Genomic DNA, 23480 nt, shown 5'->3' with positions numbered 1-23480 from the left:
ATTTCCTCCTTCTCTTTAATTTTTAAACTCTTACAGTTTCTTCAACGGCTAATTTACTCTCCACTTTCTTTCCTTTAAAATAAAGACTTTTTACATCCGCACGTCGTGCAACGGCTTCAGCGGAACATGATGCGTCTACAAGCATCATTGTTGCCTCATCACCAACTTGCGGCCACACTCTTTCACCTTTTTCATTTAAAGGCGTTTTTCCACCCGTTGCATACTTTAAGACGGATGCAAGTGAGTATTCATCGATCATTCTAAATCGTTCAGCAAGCATTCCGAGCTTTTGAACTGTATTGCCTGTCCCAAAAGGTGACCAGTGATCGGTAATGCTGTCATGGCCCACTGAAAGGCCGATACCCAAGCGATCCAATTCTGTAACTGGCAGAGTTGGACGGTTTATCGGTATTGTAGTGGTTATGTCGATTTCTTGATCTTTCAGGATTGCTGCCATCTCTTTTAACGCATCCCCTTGCAGATCACCTAAAGCGATTCCGTGGCTGATTGTAGCTCTCCCTTTAAGTCCCGCTTGTTTTGTGTAATATGCCATTCTCTCAAACGTAAACGCACCTAACGTGTCTGGGTCATGAAGGTGGATATCTACACCGCTATTGTTTTCAGCTGCTATTTCAAAAATGGTATTTAATGATTTCTCAATGTTTCGGTCAACGGTTGCTGGATCAACACCGCCAACTAAGGTTGCCCCATTTTTCATCGCTTCCCGTATCAAAGAAACAGAATCACTTCTTAATAGTCCGTGCTGTGGAAAGGCCACAATTTCATATGTCAGAACATCTTCATATTTTTTTAATGCATTCACAGTCGCTTCTAAGTTCTTTAGTCCAATGACGGGATCCACATTACAATGCGTACGAATATGTGTATGCCCATTCTTCAAATACAGTTCAATCATCTTTTCAGCTCGTTCTTGTGCTGTTGGAAGTAATTTAGGAAGAAGTTCTTTTTCTTCTTCAAGACGAGTGAAAATCCCTTTCGTTATAGGTGTACAAGCTTTCCAAGGGCCGCCAAAATACGTTTTATCAATGTGTATGTGCATGTCTCTTAGGGAAGGCAGCAATAGATGTTCATCAGCATCCACTTGAAGCAGTTTGGATTCTGGGTTACTTCGTGAGATTTCTTTAATTTTTCCGTCCTCAATAAGTAAGTGACAGATCTCTGTTTCCGTACCGCTAATCCGATCGTCTTCATATCTATACGCCTTCTCTAAACGAACGTTTGTTAACCAATATGGATTCATTCCAGTTCCTCCTTAAGAAAAAATTAATTTTTAGTTAATGACTGTGTCATCAATCATCAGGTAATTGGCTGCATTGATCCAAAAGCCGCTAACATTTTTGCTGTAAGCTGCCATATGTTCATAGTTGCGGATTGGAACATAAACAGCGTCATCTAACTCAATCTTCATAACTTCCTCATAGATTTGCTTTCGTTTTTCACTGTCTGTCTCACGGCGTGCTTCTTCGATTTTTTTGTCCACTTCCGGATTGCTGTAATAGAAGTGGTTTCCTGGAGGTCCTTGTGATGCGGAATGGAATAGGTTGTATTGATTGTAATCTCCGTCACCTGTCGCGTTACCCCATCCACCGATAAATAAATCGTGTTCAGCTTTATCGATCGTATCGAGATAGGCGCCATATTCCATCACCTGAATGTCTACATCAACACCGATTCCTTTTAGCTGTGACTGAATTACTTCTGCCATGTTGATACGTTCTTTTCGGTCACTTGTCAGCAACTTAAGCTTCAAGCCTTTATCATAACCCGCTTCTTTAAGGAGCTTCTTAGCTTCATTTAAGTCGTATTCGTATGGTTTAACGTTCTCGCTGTAGCCAAATACCATTGGGCTCATGGCTGCATTTGCAAGAGACCCGACATCATTGTATACACCTTTTATAATGGCTTCTCGCTCAATCGCATGGCTGATTGCCTTACGAACTTTTACGTCATCCAAGGGTTTTTTCTTCGTATTGAAACCTACATATTCAACAGCTAAACCATCATTACGCTGTAAACCGATAGAGTCAGATGCTTCAATACGATCAAGTTCGGTTACAGGCACTTGATCGTTGATGTGTGCTTCACCTGTTTCGATCATCGCTAATCGAGTAGCGTCTTCAGGAACGACTTTAAATACAACTCCGTCAATATTCGGTTTCTTGCCCCAGTATGAATCGTTCTTCTTTAACGAAATTTCCTGTCCTGTTTTCCATGATTTGAACACAAAAGGGCCAGTCCCTATAGGGTGTGTCGATAAACTTTCAGGCTTTTCCTTTAGTGCTTTAGGGCTCATGATACTTCCTTCAGAACTTGCCAAAATAGATAGCAATGGAGCATAAGGGTACTCTAACAACAGTTGAACGGTGTTATCGTCAATCACTTTTACTTCTTTAATCATCGTAAATTTCTCTCGTTGCGGAGATGCAGTTGCCGGATCAAGCAAACGGTCGAATGTCACTTTTACCGCTTCCGCATTAAAGGGAGTACCATCATGGAATTTTACGCCTTCTTCTAATTTAAATTCCCAAGTCGTGTCATCAATTACTTTCCATTCTTTTGCTAACAACGGCTTAATCTCCATATTCTTATCTGGTTCTACCAACGTCTCATACACTTTTTGGTAGATGATATTAGCAGAAGGGATATCTGTAATAAAATGTGGATCTAGTTTAGTAGCATCAGATAATCGAACCACTTTTAACGTTCCGCCTTTTTCGGCTGTTCTTGAAGAATTTCCTCCATCATTGCTTGTTTGCTGTTGCTGTGTGGAACAAGCTGAAATGAGTAATAAACATAAACATACGAAGACAAGCCACAAATTCTTTTCTTTACCTACTTTCATCCTTCTACTCCCCTTTTTTAAATAATAGACAACGTTTTGAGCAAACAAATACAAATTTCACCATCCTTCCTGTCTATTGCTTATCTGCATTATAGAAGATGCAGATTCGGAATATTTACAGAATATTTACTCGTTTTTTAAATATTTTGACAACTACATTCAAAGATATTTACTTTGCGTTTTATTTTGATAGTTTTAATAAAAACAGCTTCATATCTTCTTATTGTTTTTAACAAGGGGGTGCAAGAAGAGATCCTGTCTTTCAAAGATGAATTTAGGAGGGAAAAGAATGTCTTTAGAAGTGAAAACCGTTCAACCTAACGTAATCGTTAATCCAACAGTCAGCAAACCAGAATCCAAACTAAAAGGATTTCTTTCTCAGTTATTAATGAATAAAGCAGCAACTGTCGGAGCGTTCATTATCATTATTTATATTTTACTAGCGGTGTTTGCTCCTCTTATCGCTCCATACAGCCCTTACGAAATAGACCTGGAAAACAAGATGATGCCGCCTTCTTCTGATCATTGGATGGGTACAGATGATAAAGGAAGAGATATTCTGAGCAGGATCTTATACGGTTCCCGCTTATCAATGGGTGTAGGCTTCGCAGCCGTTCTGTTCGGAGCGTTCATTGGAATCATTTTTGGACTTGTAGCAGGTTATTACGGTAGATGGGTAGACACTGTCATTATGAGGATTATGGATGTAATGCTAGCCTTCCCAGGAATATTGTTAGCATTAGCTATCATCGCTGCTCTTGGTCCTAGCCTGATCAATGTAACGATTGCAGTTGGAGCATTTTCGGTACCTTTATTTGCAAGGATTGTTCGTGGATCGACACTAGAGGTAAAGCGTTTAGAGTACATTGATGCGATTCGTTCATTAGGAGCAAATGATTTTACGATTATCTTTAAACACATTTTTCCTAATATTTTATCGCCGATAATCGTACAAGCAACACTTCGTTTAGCAACCGCTATTCTATCGGCTGCTGGTTTATCTTTCTTAGGTTTAGGCGCTCAGCCGCCTTCTCCTGAATGGGGAACGATGTTGAGCAGCGGGAGAGATTTCTTATTCTCCGCACCATTTATAGCTCTATTCCCTGGCATTGCGATTTCCATTTTGGTACTAGGATTTAATATCTTCGGTGATGGTCTGCGAGATGCATTCGATCCAAGAATGAAAAAATAAAGAAGTAAAAGGAGGAAGTTTCCCATGATGATGTTTATACTGCGACGTATTTTTCAAACAATACCTGTCATGATTGGCGTTACGTTTGTTGTTTTTTTTATCATGCAGCTCGTACCAGGTGATCCTGCTGTATTGCTCGCTGGAGAAGGGGCATCAAAAGAAACGATTGAAGGCATTCGTGAACAGCTTGGTTTAAATCAACCCCTATATGTCCAATACACAGATTATCTAATGAATATCTTTAGAGGCGATTTAGGCGTTTCACTAAAAAACAGTCAGCCTGTATTGGATGAAATTTTAGTAAGATTGCCCATTACGATTGAACTAGCATTCTTTAGTATCTTGATTACGATCGTTCTTGGAATGGCTGCTGGCATAATTTCTGCCATCAAACCTTATTCTCTTACAGATGTAAGTGTCATGCTTATTGCTTTACTCGGAATTTCTTTACCCAGCTTTTGGTTCGGCTTAATGCTGATGTATTTATTCTCTGTAAAATTGCAGATTCTCCCTGTTGCTGGCTGGGACAGCATCCTTCATATCATTTTACCTGCTGTAACACTTGGAGCTGGTGGTGCAGCAATCGTTGCACGCATGACACGATCCAGCATGTTAGAAGTGATTAGACAAGATTATATTCGTACAGCACGTTCTAAAGGTCTACGTGAGACCGTTATTATCTACAAACATGCTCTTCGTAACGCATTAATCCCCGTCATCACGGTTGTCGGCCTTCAGTTTGGAGCATTGCTTGGCGGGACAGTACTGGTTGAATCGATCTTTGCGATTAATGGTTTGGGACGTATGATTGTGGACGCGATACGAATGCGTGATCTGCCAATCGTTCAAGGAGGGGTCCTATGCGCTTCTTTAATCTTTGTGATCGTTAACTTGTTTGTAGATATCTTCTATCGTTTCTTTAATAAACGAATTGAACTTAATTAATCGGAGGTGATCATAAATGTATGATTCAGATAAACCCGTTTTAGAGGTAAAAGGATTAAAAACTCATCTCACTACTAAGAACGGTGTGAGTAAAGCAGTAGATGGCATAGACTTCTCGTTACACAAGGGTGAAACGTTAGGAATTGTAGGAGAGTCCGGATGCGGTAAGAGTATGACTTCCCTTTCTATACTTCGCCTCATTCCTTCTCCACCAGGAAAAATTGTAGATGGTTCCATACTGTTCAAAGGAAAGAACATTGTTGAAATGTCAGAGGATCAGCTTAGAAAAATACGCGGCAATGAAATCTCCATGATCTTTCAAGAGCCCATGACATCATTGAATCCTGTTATACCTGTTGGAGAACAGATTGCTGAAGCACTCCGACTTCATCAGAAATTAGGTAAAAAGGATGCCTGGCAAAATTCAATCGAAATGTTGAAACTCGTTGGTATCCCCTCCCCTGAAAAAAGAGCTAAACAAGAGCCTTTTCAGTTAAGCGGTGGTATGCGTCAGCGTGTAATGATAGCGATGGCTTTAGCTTGCCGTCCAGAAGTATTAATTGCAGATGAACCGACTACCGCACTTGATGTTACCATTCAGGCACAGATATTAGAATTGATCAAAAAACTGCAGGCCAAGATTGGAATGGGAGTCATCATGATTACCCATGACTTAGGGGTAGTCGCAGAAACATGTGACAAAGTAGCTGTGATGTATGCAGGAAACATCGTCGAGCACGCTCCTACAGAGCAGCTGTTCTCAGATCCTAAACATCCTTATACGAAAGGATTATTAAACTCTTTACCTCGCATTTACGAAGATCAAGATGAACTAGCTACCATTGAGGGGAATGTTCCAAGTCCCTATCATCTTCCTGAGGGCTGCCGGTTTGCTTCCAGATGCGCTCATCGTGAAGCAATTTGTGATAGAAAGCTTCCTGAACTAATCGAACAAAGTGATGGCGTTAAAGTACGCTGCTGGATGTACACCGACCAATGGGCATTACACGAGGAGAAAGAGGAGGTTTTATAGATGCAGGCACAAACAAGAAAAGTCATTTTGCAGGTAGATCATTTGAAACAATATTTTCCTGTAAAAACAAACTCTTTATTTAAGCCCAAAAATTATGTGAAGGCTGTTGATGATGTTTCATTTAAGTTATATGAAGGCGAAACCCTTAGTATTGTAGGAGAGAGCGGCTGTGGAAAATCTACGACAGGACGTGCAATTTTAAGATTGGATGAACCAACTTCAGGAAAAGTCCACTATTCAGGCAAAAATATATTAGAATTAAATAAAAGAGATATGAGGAAACTTCGTGGTGATTTACAGGTTATCTTTCAAGATCCGTTTGCTTCATTAAATCCCCGTCAAACGGTAAAACAAATTTTAAATGAAGCAATGGCCATTCAAGAGGTCGTGCCTAAAAAGGAACGTTTAGAAAGATTGCTAGAGTTGCTTAGCTATGTCGGGCTTCCTCCAGAATCATTGAGTCGTTATCCACATGAATTCTCAGGAGGCCAACGTCAAAGGATTGGGATTGCACGTGCACTGGCTGTTGATCCACGACTAATTATTTGTGATGAAGCCGTTTCTGCACTTGATGTTTCCATTCAAGCTCAAATATTAAATCTATTAAAGAAACTTCAGCGTCAATTTGGGCTTACGTTTCTCTTTATCTCTCACGATTTAAGTGTGGTCCGTCATATATCCGACAGAGTGATGGTGATGTACTTAGGAAAAGTGGTGGAAATCGCTGAAAAGAAATCCTTATTTGATCAATCTTTCCATCCGTATACACAAGCCTTACTGTCTTCCATTCCTGTCCCTAACCCAAAATTAAATAGAGATCGTGTGATTTTAAAAGGAGATATTCCCTCTCCGATTGATCCTCCTAAAGGATGCAGGTTCCATACACGCTGCCCTTTTGTAATGGATCGATGCAAAACTGAAGAACCTGAATTAAGAGAAGTAAAGGCTAATCATTTTGTAAGCTGCCACCTGGTATAACAACTGTTATGAAAAGGGAGTACGGTTATGGATGGGGTGCTACCCTTTTCAAATGTAGGCAAGGAGAAAAGAAGCCGATGTTAGATGTTGAAGCATTCTCCATATATATCATGATATGTGTACTAGCACCTCTACTAGGTGCTTTTACATTGTTGTTTTTATTTGTGTTTGAAAAAAGAATAGACTTACTTGAAAAGCAAAAACGGGAAATTACGTTAGAACGAGAGCTCCAAACGGCTCTTTACACCCAGCTAAACCATGAAATACAGCCACACTTTTTTTTTAATACCCTTAACTCCATATTGGGTTTGGCTAGGTTGGATCGCAAGGCTGAATTAATTCATGCAATTGAATCGTTATCAAAAATGCTCAAATTTAAATACAAGACCAATTCACCTTATATCACTATTGAGGATGAATTAGCTTATATCCAATATTACTTAGACATTCAAAAAACAAGGTTCAGAGATCGTCTTCACTATGAGGTATCAATGGATTCTGATAGCGCTCATGCCATTACAATACCTTTTTTGATCCAAACACTAGTGGAAAACGCCTTTAAACACTCTTTTGAAAAACATGTTGGCAAAGCAATATTGAGGATTGGAGTTACCAAGAACCAGCAGCATGTTAAAGTTACGGTTTGGAACAACTCCCATCAGGAGTCAGATCAGAATTCCCATGAGGGTGGTCTAGGATTAGATAATTTATCAAAACGGTTGAAGCTCTTCTTCCCGGACAGCAAAACGTCTATTGAACTAAACAAAGGTTTTGATGGAACCACTGTATTGGCCACTTTTCCTTTTATCAACCAATCTGAAACGCAGAAAGGGGAAACGACAAAATGAATATTTTGCTTGTAGATGATGAGCCAATCGAATTGGAACAACTTGAATATTTAATTAAACAAAAGTTTCCCACTTGGAATTTCCTAAAAGCCCTTGATGCTTCACAGGCAACTCAGATTGCTAAAAACAACGATATTTTTCTCGCTTTTTTAGACATTCAGCTACCCGGTAAGTCAGGTTTAGAATTAGCTTCTGAACTAAGGGCTTCTTACTCATTTGAAATTATAATGGTTACTGCTTATCAAAATTTTCAATACGCCCAAACTTCTCTCCGCTTGGGTGTGGCAGATTACATCACTAAACCTGTGATCGAAGAAGAGCTCCTTTCTGTTTTAGAAAGATATGAGCCGATCGGCCATTTTTCCGAACAAATCTCTAAAGCGTTAAACATCATCCACCGTGAGTATAGTCTAAAACTAACTTTAAACTACCTTGCTTCAGCTATACATATTAACTCCGCTTACTTAAGCAGAAAATTTCATGAAGAAGTAGGCATGGGTTTTTCCGAGTATTTAAATGAATACCGGTTAAAAGAAGCAGAAAAAATGCTGCTGCAATCACCAGATCTTAGCATTCATACCATTTCGGAAAGATGCGGATTTAACAGCCAGCATTATTTTAGTCAAATGTTTCGAAAGTCCACAGGAAAAACACCTAGAGAATATCGCTTACAGGAGTCAGTCAGGTGAATAAGGAAAATTATCAGTATTATATAAGCGGTGCTTTTAAACTGGGGGCCGGCTTCGGGATTGTGAGTCTGCTGTCTCGTTGGGTTACAGGGAATACGATACTCTCTTCCCCGGAAACTTTGATTAAATACGGACTAACTGGTGGAATTGGTTATTCTTTGATGGGCGCAATAGCCCTCATGCTTTTTGGTATTACGGCAAAAAAAATCAGGGAACGTTATCCCGATCACCAGACGCTCGGAGATGTTTTACAGGAGAAGTTACACCCAGGCGGTTACATTTATATGATTTCACTTTTACTGCTCTTAAGTATCCATTCTCTATTTGTACAGGCTATGGGAGCGGGAATCTTAATCCACATGATCTTTCCCATTCCCATTTATGCCGGAATGTTTTTATTTTTATTCTTTTGTTTTCTGATCGGAGGCGTCGGTGGAATGCAAAGCCTTCATAAACTCTCTGGAGTAAACATTACTTTGATTTTTAGCGCTGTTATTATTATTCCGGTTTATTTCTTCATGCAAGAAGGGGTTTATCCGGTTTATGATGGAATCAAACTTTTTCATCCCTATATTTTGTATGTAAAAAATACGGAAACCATTTATTTTGTTCTTACAGCTGTCCTCATTGGGCTGGGACAAGTAATCATTGATCGTGCCACATGGCAGCGAGCGTTTATCATACAAAAAGAAAAAGTTAGAATGACGTTTATTTTATCCGGCCTTATTTGGGCAACGATTCCGCTCGCTTTATCCTCATTACTGATGATCATTATCTTTGGCGGCAGTTATGATACGATTTATTCTTTATTGTTTGAACTTGTTGAGCGTATCCAATCCACTTTGCTTATTGTACTTTTTGTTCTTTTTTGTTTTAGCGCCCTATCTTCGGCTACAAGTGCCGAATTACATGCTACCACCACATTAATCGTGAAAAATATGCTAGGACGTTTCCGTCATTTAAAAGATAAAGAGAAACTACAATATAGTTATTGGATTGCAGGTATTATCAGTCTATTTCTGTTAATTTCCGTTAGTCTTTCAGAGCGTCAACCGATTGAGCTTTTATTTTATTTCGGAAATATTTATGCCGCAATTATTACACCGATGCTATATATCATCCTTAGTAAAAAAAGACTTGCAACCTTTGTGCCTCTTATTTCTTTATTAGGTGCAGCTGGAGGTTTAGCAATGTTACCCATTTTAAATAGTCTTTTATCAATCGTTGTAAGTTTTGCTATTTCTTTTGTCCTGTGTGTGCTGTACTTCTTATTTGAATCCATATTCTCAAAGTATAAAGTTACAAATCTATCATAGGAGGATCGACTGTTGGAGCAAAAAGTACTGTGGGAAGTTGACTCTCAAAAACCCACTGCATTTAGTGAAGAACTATACCCAACAAAACCAGAAGAACGTAATTTACGGTTCGGCCACTTCTTTTCACTTTGGATGGGGGCAGTTCATAATATTCCCTCTTATTTAACCGTTGGTGGCTTTTTTGCAATGGGCTTGTCCGTTTTCGAGGTATTAGCTATTATACTAATTTCTGCTATTATCCTGGCAGGTCTATTAATCTTAAATGGTCATGCGGGCTATAAATACGGCATCCCCTACTCGATGCTGCTTCGTTCAAGTTTTGGAGGAAAGGGCTCTTTGTTTCCCGGAATTTTACGAGGTGTGATTGCTTCAATCTTATGGTTTGGTCTACAAACTTATGCAGGAAGTGTAGCCATTTCTATACTAATCGGTAAAATTTGGCCTAGTTATATAACACTCGGCGGTGATTTATCTTTTTTAGGATTAAATATGCACAGCTGGTGTTCGTTTATATTATTCTGGATGATTCATGTTTTTTTTATTTTTGGAGGAATTCAATCGCTTGGGAATTTGACAAAATTTATAGCACCTTTGATCTTTATTGTCTTTGGCGGAATGAGCATTTGGTTTACGCAGCTTGCAGGGGGGGTTGATTCAATTCTAAGATATGAGGCTAAAGGTGTTGAAGGCAATCGGCTATTTATAATGCTCACGTGTATCTCTGCTATATTAGCCACATGGGTTGCTCCAATCTTAAGCGTTTCAGACTTTACAAGATATTCACGTACTTTTAAAGGAATGTTTTTGGGGCAACTGCTTGGTATTCTGACTACTTATATTCTTTTTGCTATTGCAAGTATCTCAATCATCATTGGTTCAGAAATCGCATTCGGAACACCCATATGGAACATTCTTGAAGTGATTGAACAATTTGATTTTCTTGCTGCCATTATACTTTCTTTATTAACGGTTTGTTTATCTACATTATCCGTAAATATAACAGGCAACCTCATTCCAGCTGGAAATCAGCTATCTGCCCTATTCCCGAAATATTTGACCTTTATCAAGGCTGGACTCCTTACTTCTATTCTTGGATGCCTGATCATGCCCTGGAAACTGATGGAGAATGCAACAAGTATCTTTGTCTTTCTTAATATCATTGGGGGGTTATTAAGTCCCGTTATTGGTGTAATGGTTGCTGACTACTTTCTAATCAATAAATCACAACTTGATGTAGCTCAGATCTATCATGGTTCAATAAAGAAGAATGCTGTTAGTATACCTGCAATTGTATCAATACTTTTAGCAGGAATGTTAAGTCTAGCAGGCAACTATGTTCCTTCCTTATCACCTCTTTATTCTATCTCATGGTTTACAGGTATAATTACTGCTATATTATTGTATATATCATTTATGAAGATTTCTTTTAAGAACCACTAAAGAAAAAAGCCTTTCTCTAAAAAGGAGAAGGCTTTTTTGATATTGCTTCTATTTTATTGAGATATCGTTAATTTCTAAATAACCAGAAGGGCTGATCTCAAATCCTCTCACATCATTAGAGACAGCAGCCATGTTTTCAATGACTCTAACAGGAACATATACTGCATCCTTCATCTCTAATTCTTGCGCTTTTTTATATAGCTCAATACGCTCTTGATCATCCTGTACAGCACGGGCAGATTCAATCAAGCGGTCCACTTCTTTATTGCTATAAAAGAATGTATTTCCTGCTGCTCCATGAGAACTAGAGTGGAAAAGATTGTACTGATTATAGTCAGCGTCTCCGGTAGCATTCCTCCAGCTGATAATAAACATTTCGGCATCTCCGCCAGTTACTTGTTCAACAAATGTTCCATACTCCAAGACCTTAATATCAACTTTTATACCAATCCCTTTTAATTGTGATTGAACAACTTCTGCCAAATTGATTCTTTCTTTGCTGTCCATCGTTTTTAATGATGTTTTAAATCCGTTTGGATAGCCGGCTTCAGTCAATAATCGCTTTGCCTCGTTTAAATTGTATTCATACGCTTTTAATTGTTCATGATAGCCAAATACTTTTGAACCTAATAAGGAGTTTGCTTTCGTTCCAACATTGCTGAAAACACCATCGATGATCGATTCCATTTCTATCGCATGAGCTACAGCTTTACGAACGCGCACATCGTCGAATGGCGTCTTTTTAACGTTAAAACCGATGTACTCCGTTCCGTATCCTTCACTTCGATAAACACGTGCATTTTTTGAACTTTCCACTGTATCCATCATTGTAACGGAAAGAGGTTCAGCGATATGAGCTTCACCTGTTTCTATCATGGAAACTCGTGTTGTTTCTTCAGGTACTACTTTAAACACAACAGCGTTAAGGTCTGGAGACTCACCCCAGTATTTTTTATTTTTAACGAGTTTTATTTCTTTACCCGGTGACCATGAATCAAAAGTAAATGGACCGGTTCCGTTTGGCTCCTGTATGATCTTCTTGCCATATTTACTGATCGTCTTAGGGTTTATAATTCCACCCTCATGGCTTGCTAAGATCGACAAGAACGGTGAAAAAGGCTCTTTCAATATAAAGTGTATAGTGTTATCATCAATGATCTTTACTTCCGTGATCATTTTAAATACTACAGCTCTAGGTGAAGCAACATCTGGGTCTAACAACCTGTCAAATGTCGCTTTTACCGATTCAGCATTAAATGGAGTGCCGTCATGAAAGGTTACATTCTTTCTTAAATTGAATTCCCACGTCGTTTCATCGACTTGCGACCACTTTTCGGCTAACATCGGTCTAAAGTTACCATTTTTGTCTCTGCCTACTAAGCCTTCATAAATTTTCCCGTGAGTAATGGTAGCTGCATTAATGGTAGACATAAAATGATGATCTAAATTTTCTGCATCCGATAAACGAGTAATAATCAATGTGTCTGAGTTCTTCGATGATGTTCCTGTGTCAGTCCCAGGTTGATCTGCCTTTTGACCTGTGGAACAGCCAGTCAGCATAATCCCTAAAAATACAGCAAACATTAAACTAGCCAAACCTTTTTTAACAAACATGATTATGAACCCCCTCCATCTAAATTCATCCAAGCCTTTCACTAATTATAAAAATATTCTGAAGATTTTGTTTTGAATATTTTTACTAGTTTTTAAACAATCTTTACTTGTTTGAATGAAAGAGTTATTAAGAAGGGTGCTATAGTACTAAGAAAAATACGACTAGATGGTAAACTCATTTAAAGTTTTCTCATATAACCACTTACCAAGCTTACCTATAATTTCCTTCGGTTCTTCACGAGTAGGCACATTTTTGCTAAGAACAGTAACAGAAAATGTGTTTCCTGGCAGGTATAATAACCCTACGTTATGCTCAATTCCAGATACATAGCCTGTTTTATGAGCAAGTTCCCAATTAGAAATTCTACCGATTGGTCCTTCTGTATCAGGTAAGAGTCTTGGGAGCAGATCATTCATTTTCTGTTGTTTCATAATATCGATCATCTGTCTACATGCATTTATCGATACAATTCTTCCAAATGCCATATCAATCAAAAATTTATTTATCTCTCTAGGTGTAATAACATTGGATTCATCATGCTTCCGGTCGGGGGAGATCTGCAGTTTATGATGAAGTCTGCTGATATGAAACCCCCAGCTTTTCATATGTACTCCGATGTTCTCTTTACCTACCAAATCTATTAATAGATTCGTAGCGGTGTTGTCGCTTTCGATGATCATCAAGACAATTAAATCGTAGACCGTCCATTCCATCCTAGATGCTAAATTTTTTAAGATACCATCACCGGGCACTATGTCTTCTTCTCGAATTCTTATCGTTTCAGATAGAGAGCATTTTCGTTCCGCAGCATGAGCGAATACAGCTGCCATTATTGGAATTTTGATAATGCTGGCTGAATAAAACTCTTCATCGGCTTGATAAGTAAATGCTTCTTCCGTTTCAAAATGATAGATGGATACTCCATAAGTTCCTTGTCCTGAAGTGATTAATTTGAATAGTGTTTGTTCGTATTGTTTTAACATTCCCGCTTCCCTGCTTTCTTTGTATGCGATGTGTTTATTTACCTATAAATGAAAGTTAAATTAAATAATTCGTCTTATTTACAGTAACCTGAATTGTAAATAGACTTAAAACGCCGAGTTCCAAAGGTTCTTTCTTTTATAAATTCGTATCATAAAGGAGGATAATCTTGAAAAAGCGAATATGTATTATCGGAAGTGGTACTGCTGGTTTGCAGCTGGCTTATGCACTTAAGGAAGATTTTCTTGTCACGGTTGTTCACTCAAACACTGCGGAAAATATCCGTAATGGACGAGTTCTGTCTACTCAAGTTCATTTTGGTCCAACCCGAGAACGGGAAGCTCGTTTTCATATGCCAAAATGGAAAGAGAGTGATCCGCTAAAAAGTATTCATATTACGATCGGTACACAAAAACTATTTACCGGTATGTTAAAAGAAGATGCATTGTCCGTGGACCAGCGCCTTTATTTTTCCGAATGCATGGATGATCTGAACTCAAAAGGTGTAACTTTTCAACAAGGTAAAGTCAACTATGCATTTGCAGAGAGTTTAGTAAATGAGTACGATTTAGTGATTGACTGCACAGGGAAATCAGGTCCACTCTACTCTTTTCCTATTGAAAAAGACATTTCTCCATTTGATGTTCCGCAGCGCAAATGTATTGTAGGCTATTTCGAAGGTATTGAGTCGAACGTTCCATTAGGCGTAAACGTAACTGTACTTCCAGAGATCGGTGAAATGTTTGAGATCCCCGCAATCACTGAGCGTGGTCCGGCTACCATTCTCTTTATTATGGCAGTGCCAAATAGAGAGTTGGATACATTTAAAGGTATCAAAGATCAGGATCCGTTTACAGAGCAAATGCATAAATCAGTTGAAACCTTTTTTCCTGACATCCATAAACGTTTAGATAAAAAGAAATTCGCTTTGACCGATGAAAATGCCTTCCTCCAGGTCGCGATAAGACCAGAAATACGCAAGCCTTATCTGATAATTAACGACATGCTTGTTTTAGGCTGTGGGGACAGTGTTTTTTTGAATGATCCGATCACAGGACAAGGATGCAACCTTTCATCTTATTGCGCAGAGCAGCTATATGAAACACTCGTAGATTTTAAACATGAAAAATGGGATGAACAACTTGGTAACACCTACTGGAAACGAGTCAAAACATATGTCCAAGAAGTCACCGAATGGACTAATGCGATGACACAACCTTTACCAGAGCATGTTGTTCAGATGCTTCTAAGTGGTGTTGGAAATCAAGAACAAGCAGATGCGATTGCGGAATGGTTCGCCAACCCAAAAACAGCTCACGAAGCATTCTTTCAGAAAACTAGAAATTGAACTGCGTAACTTTTTTGGTTACAAGTATCAGGATAAAAACGAAGGAGAAAAAACAAGCCCCCTCCCAATGTGAAGGGGCTTGTTTTTATAGATGCTTATTTCAATCGTTACTTCACAACTATTAATTTCAAAGTCCATCGTTGTTTACAGTTACTGTCCCAATAAACTCGAATTCTTCCCAGCCTTTACAAACATCTATCCACTCTTTAGCAGTTGAATATTTGAATAACTCATCGCAAGTTAGTTCGATGGCAGAGTTTCGAGTTCCACAAGCGGGGAAAAGTGTATTGAAGCGTTTCATCGAAACATCTAGATAGACATCCATTTCTTTATTTAATCCGAAAGGGCAAACACCGCCTATAACATGTCCAGTCTCCTCTAACACTTCTTCTGGAGTGAGCATACGCGCCTTGAAACCGAATTCGCGGCGAAATTTCTTATTATCGATTTTGGCATCACCAGCGGCAACGACCAAAATGGATTTGTCTCCTTCTCCCCTGAAGGATAACGTCTTCGCAATTCGAGCAGGGATAACCCCAATTGTATGGGCAGCCTCTTCAACAGTAGCACTTGATGTTTCAAACTCCATCACATCACCTTCACGATTCCACTGTTTGAAATGAGCTAATACACTCTCTAATGACATCCTTTTCATCCTCCCTTCCACAATAATTTTTAAGTCTAACACGCTTTGATAAAGTAAAGCCATCAAATGGATTGTATATGGCATTTCTATTTAAGCGGGCTTACTCCCTTATTTTCTTTTGAGTATGCCATCTTAAATAGCTCCAGGTAGTCCTCTTTTGTTATTTCCCTTGCATTGCTTGGTGTAGAGCCATTCAAGAAAGATGACTCAGCAAGATAAACGAAGTCTTTTTCGTTCACTTCCGGTAAAGAGGAAAACGTTGGGATGGATAGGTCTTCTGCCAGTTGCTTCATTTCATCCACTAGACGTGCAGTTGCATATTGATCTGAATCGTTTTGATGAGCGATACCTATCGTCCTGGCGATCGTTGCATGTTTTTTTAGTTCCGCCTCTGCGTTGTATTCAACGATGTATGGCAGGAACATAGAATTTGCGACCCCATGAGGAGTATCATATAAGCCACCGATCGCTTCTGCCATGCAGTGAACGGATGCTACATCTGCATGAGAGAAAGCCATGCCTGCAAGTGTGGAACCTACCATCAAGTTGTAACGGGCTTCTTGATTATTTCCATTATTTACGGCTGTTCTTAAAAAAGGATAGATGTGTTTCATTGCCTGTAATGCCAGACCGTCTGATATGGGATTCGATAGTTTACAAGTATAAGCCTCTATAGCATGCACCAAGGCGTCCATTCCTGTGGATGCAGTTAAGTGGGCAGGTAGTCCATATGTAAGTTCGGGGTCCACAATCGCTAAGACTGGTGCGATATTAACATCCTTGATCGTGAATTTGATTTTTTTTGCTGTATCGGTAATAACCGATGACCGTGTTACCTCTGCACCTGTTCCAGAAGTAGTAGGAACAACAGCTATAGGGGTAACTTTTTCGGGAACGTTATCTCGCCCAGCGTAATCCTGAGGCTCACCACCTAGGCATTGTATAATCGCAATCGCCTTCGCTGCATCGATAACCGATCCTCCGCCTATTGCCAATATCGCATCTGCACAAAATTCTCTTGCTGATTTACCACCCGTTTTACAATCTATATCCCGTGGATTGGGTCTCACTTGATTAAAGATGCGGGTTTCAAAACCTTGCTGTTCTAACATTCGAATAGCCTGTTTTACGAACCCAGTTTGCTCGATCCCAGGATCTGTTACAATAAAGATTCGAGTTCCCTCTATAAGTCCCCTTAAGTATGTCCCCGTTTTTCTAAATTCACCGTTTCCAGCTCGAATGATGGTCGGCAGATTGAATTCAAAGTGTTTCATGACCATAACACCCTCCTCTTCTTTTCATCATCATAATGGAAAAAGAAATGGTTTCACACTAAATTGTCTTAATTTAATGAAAATTATACATTTCTTTAGAATCATAATATGTCTAAGTATGATTGGATTCTATCCAAAGACTAATGAATAGAGATAGCACCTAAATAAGGTGCTATGGGTCAACTCAACACATTAAAATATCTCGCTTCCGGATGGGCAAAAACAATAGCAGATACAGATGCTTCTGGTTCCATCATGCAGCCATCCGTCAACTGAACACCAATATCCTCTGGCTGAATTAATTTAAATAGTTTTTGCTGATCTTCAAGTTCCGGACAGGCTGGGTAGCCAAAGGAAAAACGCTGTCCTTGGTAACGTGCAGAGAAACGTTCTCTCATCGTAAAATCTACTGAATCTGGAAAACCCCAGCGATCACGCATCTGCTGATGAATGAGTTCTGCAAAGCCTTCAGCTGTTTCTAAGGCTAAGGCTTGCAACGCGTGGCTTTCTAAGAATCGTCCTTCTTTCTTTAATTGAAGAGCCAGCTCACGTATTCCTCTGCCTGCTGTTACGGAAAAGAACCCTACATAATCCATTTCCCTGCTGTTTTTATCTTTTAGATAATCCGCTATACAAAGATAAGGCTCTTTTTCTTGACGAGGAAAGGTAAATCTTTCAATGATCGTCTGCCGATCGTTAGGATCATAGATCACAACATCCTCTCCATCCGATTGTGCAGGAAAAAATTGATACATGGCTGCAGGCTGGATTAGGTTTTTTTCTTTTGCTTCTTTTAATAAGTTGTCAACGACACTCTTAATATGAAGTGTTTTTTCATCTTTTTCTTCTAGCAGTCTAGAAATTTTTCCTTTAATCCCGAGATGGTGGCCAAGCAGCATCTGCATGTTGATGTATGGCTGAATATGTGACAATGATATGTTTTTAATAATATGTCTTTTAGTATCTTGAGGAATATAAACTTGTACGGTACGTGAAACTTTCGAACGGATTTTTACTGCTGTAGCTGCCCCAGTCTCTGTTTTAGTTTCTGAGCTTGCTAGAGACAGAGCGCTCGATCTTTTTCTTTCCTCATAATCAGCCGAGAGCTGATCAAATGTGTCTGGAGTCTGGAGCTGATTGGAAAGCGAAAGGCCTTCCATAGCATCTTTCGCATATAACACCAGCCCTTCGTACTCTTTAGCGATCTTCGTGTCGGTAAACTTTCTGGATAATGCCGCACCTCCCACTAGTATAGGAGTTGAGATATTCGCTTCGCGCATGTCATTTGCGGTTAAGACCATCTGCTGAGCTGATTTAACGAGTAATCCCGAGAGGCCGATAATGTTTGGTTTTTCTTTTCTAACCGCTTCAATCAATTCTTGGGATGTTACTTTAATGCCTAGATCGACCACTTTAAAACCATTGTTGCTTAAAATGATGTCTACTAAGTTCTTTCCGATATCATGTACATCACCTTTTACAGTAGCAAGCAGCACTTTTCCTTTTGATGCAGATTCATCACTCGCTTCCATGTAAGGTTCTAAAAATGCAACGGATGCCTTCATGACTTCAGCACTTTGCAGAACTTCAGCGACAATGAGCTGATTCTCGTTGAACAGCCGTCCCACTTCTTTCATCCCATCCATTAAAGGTCCGTTTATGATACCTAAAGGAGTTTCATATTTTTGCAGCGCGATCTCCAGGTCAGGAATTAACCCTTCTTTCGTACCTTCTAAAATATAATATTGAAGCCGCTCTTCTAATGTCATGTCAGGTAATTTCGATTTAGATTCTTTCTTTTTTCCTCTATAAAAATCTGTAAAAAGAGATAAGGACTCTTCAGTTGTCTTAAATAAAAGATTTTCTGACATCTCAATCTCTTCAGGAGCAATAGAAGCGAATCGCTCAAGTTTTTCTGTGTTTACGATCGCATAGTCTAATCCTGCTTGCGTACAGTGATAGAGGTAGACAGCATTCAATACTTCCCGGCCTACAGGAGGTAATCCAAAAGATACGTTACTGACACCTAAGATCGTTAAACATTCCGGAAAGTGTTCTTTGATCCATCGTATGCCTTCAACGGTTTCATTGGCTGAACCTATATACTGTTCATCACCCGTTCCAACCGGAAACACAAGTGGATCAAATATGATATCCGAAGGTGACACGTTATACTTTTTTACTAAAAGCTCATAAGATCTCATAGCAATTTCAAGCTTTCTTTCTGCTGAGACACCCATGCCTCTTTCATCAATGGTTCCGACTACAACAGCAGCACCATATTTATGCAAAAGAGGTATCACTTTTTCAAAACGTTCTTCACCGTCCTCTAAGTTAACCGAATTGATGATCGCTTTACCCTGTGAGTATTTTAAAGCCAACTCAATAACGTCTTCATCGGTAGAGTCGATCACAAATGGGATCTTTACTTTTTTAACGGCTTCTTTCATGAATTTCTCCATATCGATTCGTTCATCTCGGTCTGGGTCAGCTAAACAGACATCCAGTACATGTGCGCCGCCTTTTACTTGAGCTCTGGCGATTTCAGCGGCTTCTTCAAACTTACCCTCTGCAATCAAACGTTTAAACTTCCGTGACCCTATGACGTTAGTACGTTCACCGACCATGATGGGACGTAATGTAGGGTCATCATAGATAAAAGGTTCGATTCCGGAGACCATATGAGTTTCGCTGACTTTGGGCTTTCGAGGTGAATAGTTCTTCATCACTTTTGAAAGAGCTTCAATATGTTTAGGAGTTGTTCCGCAGCAGCCGCCAACAATGTTCAGCCAACCCTTTTCTGCAAAGCCTGTTAGTTTAGCTGCAAGTGATTCAGGTGTTTCGTGATATTGTCCTTCTTCATCTGGCAGGCCAGCGTTCGGATAACAGCTGACCGCTGTAGAAGAAAGATCAGACAATGACCGAATATGATCTTGCATGAATTCAGGGCCTGTTGCACAGTTCAACCCTACAGCAATCGGGTTCATATGCTTCAACGAGATATAAAACGCTTCGATTGACTGACCGGCAAGCGTCGTACCCATCGGCTCGATCGTTCCAGACACCATAAGTGGTATTCTTTTCCCTGTTTGTTCAATGGCTTGTTCTATCCCAAGAAAACCCGCTTTGACATTCAGCATATCTTGGCTCGTTTCTAAAAGGAGAAGATCTGCCCCCCCATCAATCAAGCCCCGTGCTTGTTCTGCATAAGCCTCTCTTAATGCATCAAACGTTGTGCCGCCTGTTACACTCAATGTTTTTGTCGTTGGTCCTAGTGAGCCTGCTACAAAACGCGGCCATTCTTTTGTCGTTACAGCATCAGCTGCTCTTCTTGCGATCTCAGCTCCAAGCTTATTGATCTCGTATGCTTTTTTTCCAAGGCTGTATTCATCGAGTACAAGATTCGTCCCGCCAAATGTATTGGTTTCGATGATATCTGCTCCAGCTTGCAGGTATTTATCATGAATGGATTCGATCACTTCAGGTGCCGTTACGTTAAGATACTCATTACACCCGTCGTATTCCTCACCGCCAAAATCTTCTGGTGTAAGTTTTGCTTCTTGAAGCATCGTACCCATGGCACCATCCATGATTAAGATTTTTGACTCCAGTTGTTTTTCGAATGATGACTTAGGCATTCTGTGACCTCCTGGCTAGTAGTGACGGATGGTTGGCTCTTGCATATTGAGCGAGTTCAACCGTAAGTTCGTACCGCATAAATGGGGTAATGAGATATATTCCGTTGAAGAGTTCCATGGCTGTATCGAGTAAAGACTTTGCGATCAGCAAGCCCTCTTTGCACGCCTGTTTTGGATCATCTTTATGCTTGCCCATACGGTCGCGAACAGTATCTGAGAGCTTGATTCCCGGTACTTCATGATGAAGAAACTCAGCGTTTCGTGAAGATGTTAACGGCATGATCCCAATATAGATCGGTTTATCGATGTGCTTTGTTGCTTCATACGTATCGATCAGCTTTTGCTCTGAAAATACAGGCTGGCTAATAAAGTAATCTGCGCCATATGCGATCTTTTTCTCTAACCTTTCAACCGCTTTATCAATGGAGCGAATATTTGGGTTGAAAGCAGCTCCGACCGTAAAGGCTGTTTTTTCACCCAGCTCTTTTCCAGAGAGTGATAACCCTTGATTAAACTGTTTAATCAGCTTAATGAGTTCGAAAGACGTTACATCATATACAGACGAAGCCCCTGGAAAATCTCCTACGCTTGCCGGATCTCCTGTAACAGCTAGGATCTCATGGATCCCATGTGTGTGCAGACCCATTAAATGGGACTGAAGACCAATCAGATTCCGGTCACGGCAGGTGATGTGAACAAGCGAACGAAGATTTAACTGTGATTGAACAATAGATCCTAATGCGGAATTGCATACACGTGGTGAAGCAAGTGAATTATCAGCAAGAGTAAGAGCATCGATTCCCGCTTCTTTTAACGCTTTTGCGCCTTCCATAAAACGTGATGTATCTAGTTTTCTAGGCGGATCTAATTCAACGATGATAGATTGTTTCTTTTTTACCTCTTCACAAAGCGGGGTATAATTGGACTTTGATGCCGATTGAATAACAATCTTTCTTTTTCTTTGTTTCACTTCTTTTTCAGTTACAGGCTCCAAGTTTTTTAGTTCGCTAGAAAAGGCATGAATATGAGCTGGCGTCGTTCCACAACAGCCGCCTAACAGACGAACACCTTGCTGTCTAAATAAATGGGCGCACTCTTTAAAATAGTCAGCGTCTCCTTCATACTTAAACCGGCCATCAGTGTAAGATGGGAGTGAAGCATTAGGAAAAGCTGAAAGAAATGCTCTTTTTGGTAAAGGTACTTCTTCTAAAGTCATCAGCATGTGATAAGGACCCAGCCGGCAGTTCAATCCCACTACATCTGCACCAATATTCTCTAGGCGTGACAAAGCGTCTGAAATAGGTGTGCGGTCTTGCATAAATCCAACTTCTTGAAGAGATACTTGGGCAATGATCGGAAGTGATGTTTCTTTCCGAGCAATCTCTAAAACCGTTTCTAGTTCTTGCAGGTCATAATACGTTTCAAGCTGGATGCCGTCTACATTTTCCATCAATAAACAATACAGCTGCTCACGAAAACTGCGCTTGATCTCATCAAGTGGGGTACTGTTTGGCTTAATACCGCGTATACCGCCGATCGTACCCACAACATATTTACTTCTAGCAGCATTTCTAGCTATCTGAACAGCTGCTTTATTGATCTCTTTTACTTGATCTTGAAGGCCATAGCGCTCGAGTTTTGAGTAGTTCGCGGCATATGTATTGGTTTGAATCATATCAGCGCCAGCGTCTAAATAAGCACGGTGGATATTATAGATCTGTTCTTCTTGTGAAAGGTTTAACTCCTCATAACAAAAGTCCGACCCATAGGAATAAAGAAGCGTTCCCATCGCACCATCACCGATCAGTATTTTGTTTTGTTCTAAGTCTGTTACTAAACTCATGATAGCCTCCTATATAAAAATAAAAAGCCTTCTATAAAAGAAGACTTTTTTTCAGCGTTTTGGTCTTCTTATCTTTACAAGTCCGATAGGAACTCGCAGGAATTAGCACCATTTCAGCGTATTGCTGCTGGTTGCTGAGGTTTCATAGGGCCGCTCCCTCAACCTCTCTTGATAAGGGTTTATTCTGTTATTGGTTTACTAACATACTTACGTTGAATTTCACTGATTAATGCCTGTTTATATACGTTTCTTTTGTCGGCTTCATGGATATAAGACGCGTCTGTGAGCTTTGTTAATAATGATTTTCGACTTTCTTCCGGAAATTCCTTCTTAATTATTGATCTGCATTCAAATAAAAAATCTAAATAAGATTCATAGTCTTCACTGTATCGTTGCTGGAGCTCTTTTTTTATAGAAGCGGAAAGGCTAGGACTAGCCCCTGAGGTTGAGACAGAGAGAACGAGCTTCCCTCTTTTTACAACACTTGGGATGATAAAGTTGCCAAGATGAGGCTGATCCGCTACATTAACGAGCTGGTGTGTTTTTGCTTGTGCTGCAATCCATGAGTTAACTTCACTAGAATTGGTCGCTGCAATAATTAAAAAAGCTTCTTGAAGGTCTTCAACCCTTACTTTTCTTTCAGCCCATTCAAGTTTTTTTTGAGAATGCCATTTCTGTATGTCCTCAACTGCTTCAGGACTAACAACAGTAACATACGCATCTTGTTCTAACAAATCTTTAATCTTTCGATAAGCGACCAACCCGCCGCCCGCTACAACGACAGGCTTGCCAGACAAGTTTATATGGATAGGATACATAGAATTCCTCACT

At 39.8% G+C, this 23480-nt stretch carries 18 protein-coding genes and 1 riboswitch; of the genes, 9 read left to right on the top strand and 9 right to left on the bottom strand.

Going from position 1 to position 23480, the window contains the following annotated elements:
• Positions 1-22: 22 nt before the first annotated feature.
• Together IEV52_RS09210 and IEV52_RS09205 are read right to left on the bottom strand one after the other, a co-directional pair.
• Entirely contained in the window at positions 23-1261 is a 1239-nt protein-coding gene (locus IEV52_RS09210; protein WP_188402148.1) for an amidohydrolase family protein, read from the bottom strand.
• 30 nt (positions 1262-1291) lie between these two features.
• Complete coding sequence (locus IEV52_RS09205; RefSeq protein ID WP_188402147.1) at positions 1292-2863, bottom strand: glutathione ABC transporter substrate-binding protein; 1572 nt, start codon at positions 2861-2863, stop codon at positions 1292-1294.
• A gap of 289 nt (positions 2864-3152) precedes the next feature.
• Between IEV52_RS09205 and IEV52_RS09200 the strand changes: the two genes are divergently transcribed.
• From IEV52_RS09200 to IEV52_RS09165, 8 genes are all read left to right on the top strand, one after another.
• Positions 3153-4055 carry an ABC transporter permease gene (locus tag IEV52_RS09200; protein WP_188402146.1) on the top strand — a complete coding sequence of 301 codons (903 nt, stop codon included), beginning with the start codon at positions 3153-3155 and terminating at the stop codon, positions 4053-4055.
• A 24-nt stretch (positions 4056-4079) separates the two neighbouring features.
• The gene (gene nikB, locus IEV52_RS09195; protein WP_188402145.1) at positions 4080-5000 is read left to right on the top strand and encodes a nickel ABC transporter permease; all 921 of its coding nucleotides are present in this window, start codon (positions 4080-4082) and stop codon (positions 4998-5000) included.
• Positions 5001-5016: 16 nt separating this feature from the next.
• Positions 5017-6033: an ABC transporter ATP-binding protein gene (locus IEV52_RS09190; protein ID WP_188402144.1), complete on the top strand. Its 1017-nt coding sequence runs from the start codon at positions 5017-5019 to the stop codon at positions 6031-6033.
• Positions 6034-7011: an ABC transporter ATP-binding protein gene (locus IEV52_RS09185; RefSeq protein ID WP_188402143.1), complete on the top strand. Its 978-nt coding sequence runs from the start codon at positions 6034-6036 to the stop codon at positions 7009-7011.
• 77 nt (positions 7012-7088) lie between these two features.
• A complete protein-coding gene (locus IEV52_RS09180) occupies positions 7089-7859 on the top strand; it encodes a sensor histidine kinase (RefSeq protein ID WP_188402142.1) in 771 nt (256 codons plus the stop codon).
• Complete coding sequence (locus IEV52_RS09175) at positions 7856-8548, top strand: response regulator transcription factor (RefSeq protein ID WP_188402141.1); 693 nt, start codon at positions 7856-7858, stop codon at positions 8546-8548. Before IEV52_RS09180 ends, IEV52_RS09175 begins: the two co-directional genes overlap by 4 nt.
• Positions 8545-9864 carry a sodium:solute symporter family transporter gene (locus IEV52_RS09170; protein WP_188402140.1) on the top strand — a complete coding sequence of 440 codons (1320 nt, stop codon included), beginning with the start codon at positions 8545-8547 and terminating at the stop codon, positions 9862-9864. Before IEV52_RS09175 ends, IEV52_RS09170 begins: the two co-directional genes overlap by 4 nt.
• A 12-nt stretch (positions 9865-9876) precedes the next feature.
• Positions 9877-11304, top strand: coding sequence for a cytosine permease (locus IEV52_RS09165; RefSeq protein ID WP_229754221.1), 1428 nt, complete (start codon positions 9877-9879; stop codon positions 11302-11304).
• A gap of 48 nt (positions 11305-11352) precedes the next feature.
• Here the strand turns inward: IEV52_RS09165 and IEV52_RS09160 are convergent, their stop codons facing one another.
• The gene (locus IEV52_RS09160) at positions 11353-12918 is read right to left on the bottom strand and encodes a glutathione ABC transporter substrate-binding protein (protein ID WP_188402139.1); all 1566 of its coding nucleotides are present in this window, start codon (positions 12916-12918) and stop codon (positions 11353-11355) included.
• A 162-nt stretch (positions 12919-13080) separates the two neighbouring features.
• Positions 13081-13902 carry a serine hydrolase gene (locus IEV52_RS09155; protein ID WP_188402138.1) on the bottom strand — a complete coding sequence of 274 codons (822 nt, stop codon included), beginning with the start codon at positions 13900-13902 and terminating at the stop codon, positions 13081-13083.
• A 167-nt stretch (positions 13903-14069) separates the two neighbouring features.
• On the opposite strand from IEV52_RS09155, the gene IEV52_RS09150 reads away from it, so the two are divergent.
• A complete protein-coding gene (locus IEV52_RS09150; RefSeq protein WP_188402137.1) occupies positions 14070-15248 on the top strand; it encodes a styrene monooxygenase/indole monooxygenase family protein in 1179 nt (392 codons plus the stop codon).
• 127 nt (positions 15249-15375) lie between these two features.
• Here the strand turns inward: IEV52_RS09150 and IEV52_RS09145 are convergent, their stop codons facing one another.
• From IEV52_RS09145 to IEV52_RS09125, 5 genes are all read right to left on the bottom strand, one after another.
• Complete coding sequence (locus tag IEV52_RS09145) at positions 15376-15894, bottom strand: YbaK/EbsC family protein (RefSeq protein WP_188402136.1); 519 nt, start codon at positions 15892-15894, stop codon at positions 15376-15378.
• An 86-nt stretch (positions 15895-15980) separates the two neighbouring features.
• Positions 15981-17168 (bottom strand): iron-containing alcohol dehydrogenase, encoded by a 1188-nt coding sequence (locus IEV52_RS09140; protein ID WP_188402135.1) that lies wholly within the window; start codon positions 17166-17168, stop codon positions 15981-15983.
• Between the two features lie 179 nt (positions 17169-17347).
• A complete protein-coding gene (gene metH / locus IEV52_RS09135) occupies positions 17348-20806 on the bottom strand; it encodes a methionine synthase (protein ID WP_188402134.1) in 3459 nt (1152 codons plus the stop codon).
• Complete coding sequence (locus IEV52_RS09130; RefSeq protein ID WP_188402133.1) at positions 20799-22649, bottom strand: bifunctional homocysteine S-methyltransferase/methylenetetrahydrofolate reductase; 1851 nt, start codon at positions 22647-22649, stop codon at positions 20799-20801. Before IEV52_RS09130 ends, metH begins: the two co-directional genes overlap by 8 nt.
• 65 nt (positions 22650-22714) lie before the next feature.
• A riboswitch (SAM riboswitch) is annotated at positions 22715-22827 on the bottom strand.
• A gap of 1 nt (position 22828) precedes the next feature.
• Positions 22829-23467 (bottom strand): NAD(P)-binding protein, encoded by a 639-nt coding sequence (locus IEV52_RS09125; protein WP_188402132.1) that lies wholly within the window; start codon positions 23465-23467, stop codon positions 22829-22831.
• Positions 23468-23480: the final 13 nt, after the last annotated feature.

It is taken from the genome of Fictibacillus barbaricus (genome assembly GCF_014635025.1).
Lineage (GTDB): Bacteria > Bacillota > Bacilli > Bacillales > Fictibacillaceae > Fictibacillus > Fictibacillus barbaricus.
Note: the sequence above shows the minus strand (reverse complement) of the source record. Positions and strands in the feature narration are given on the sequence as shown.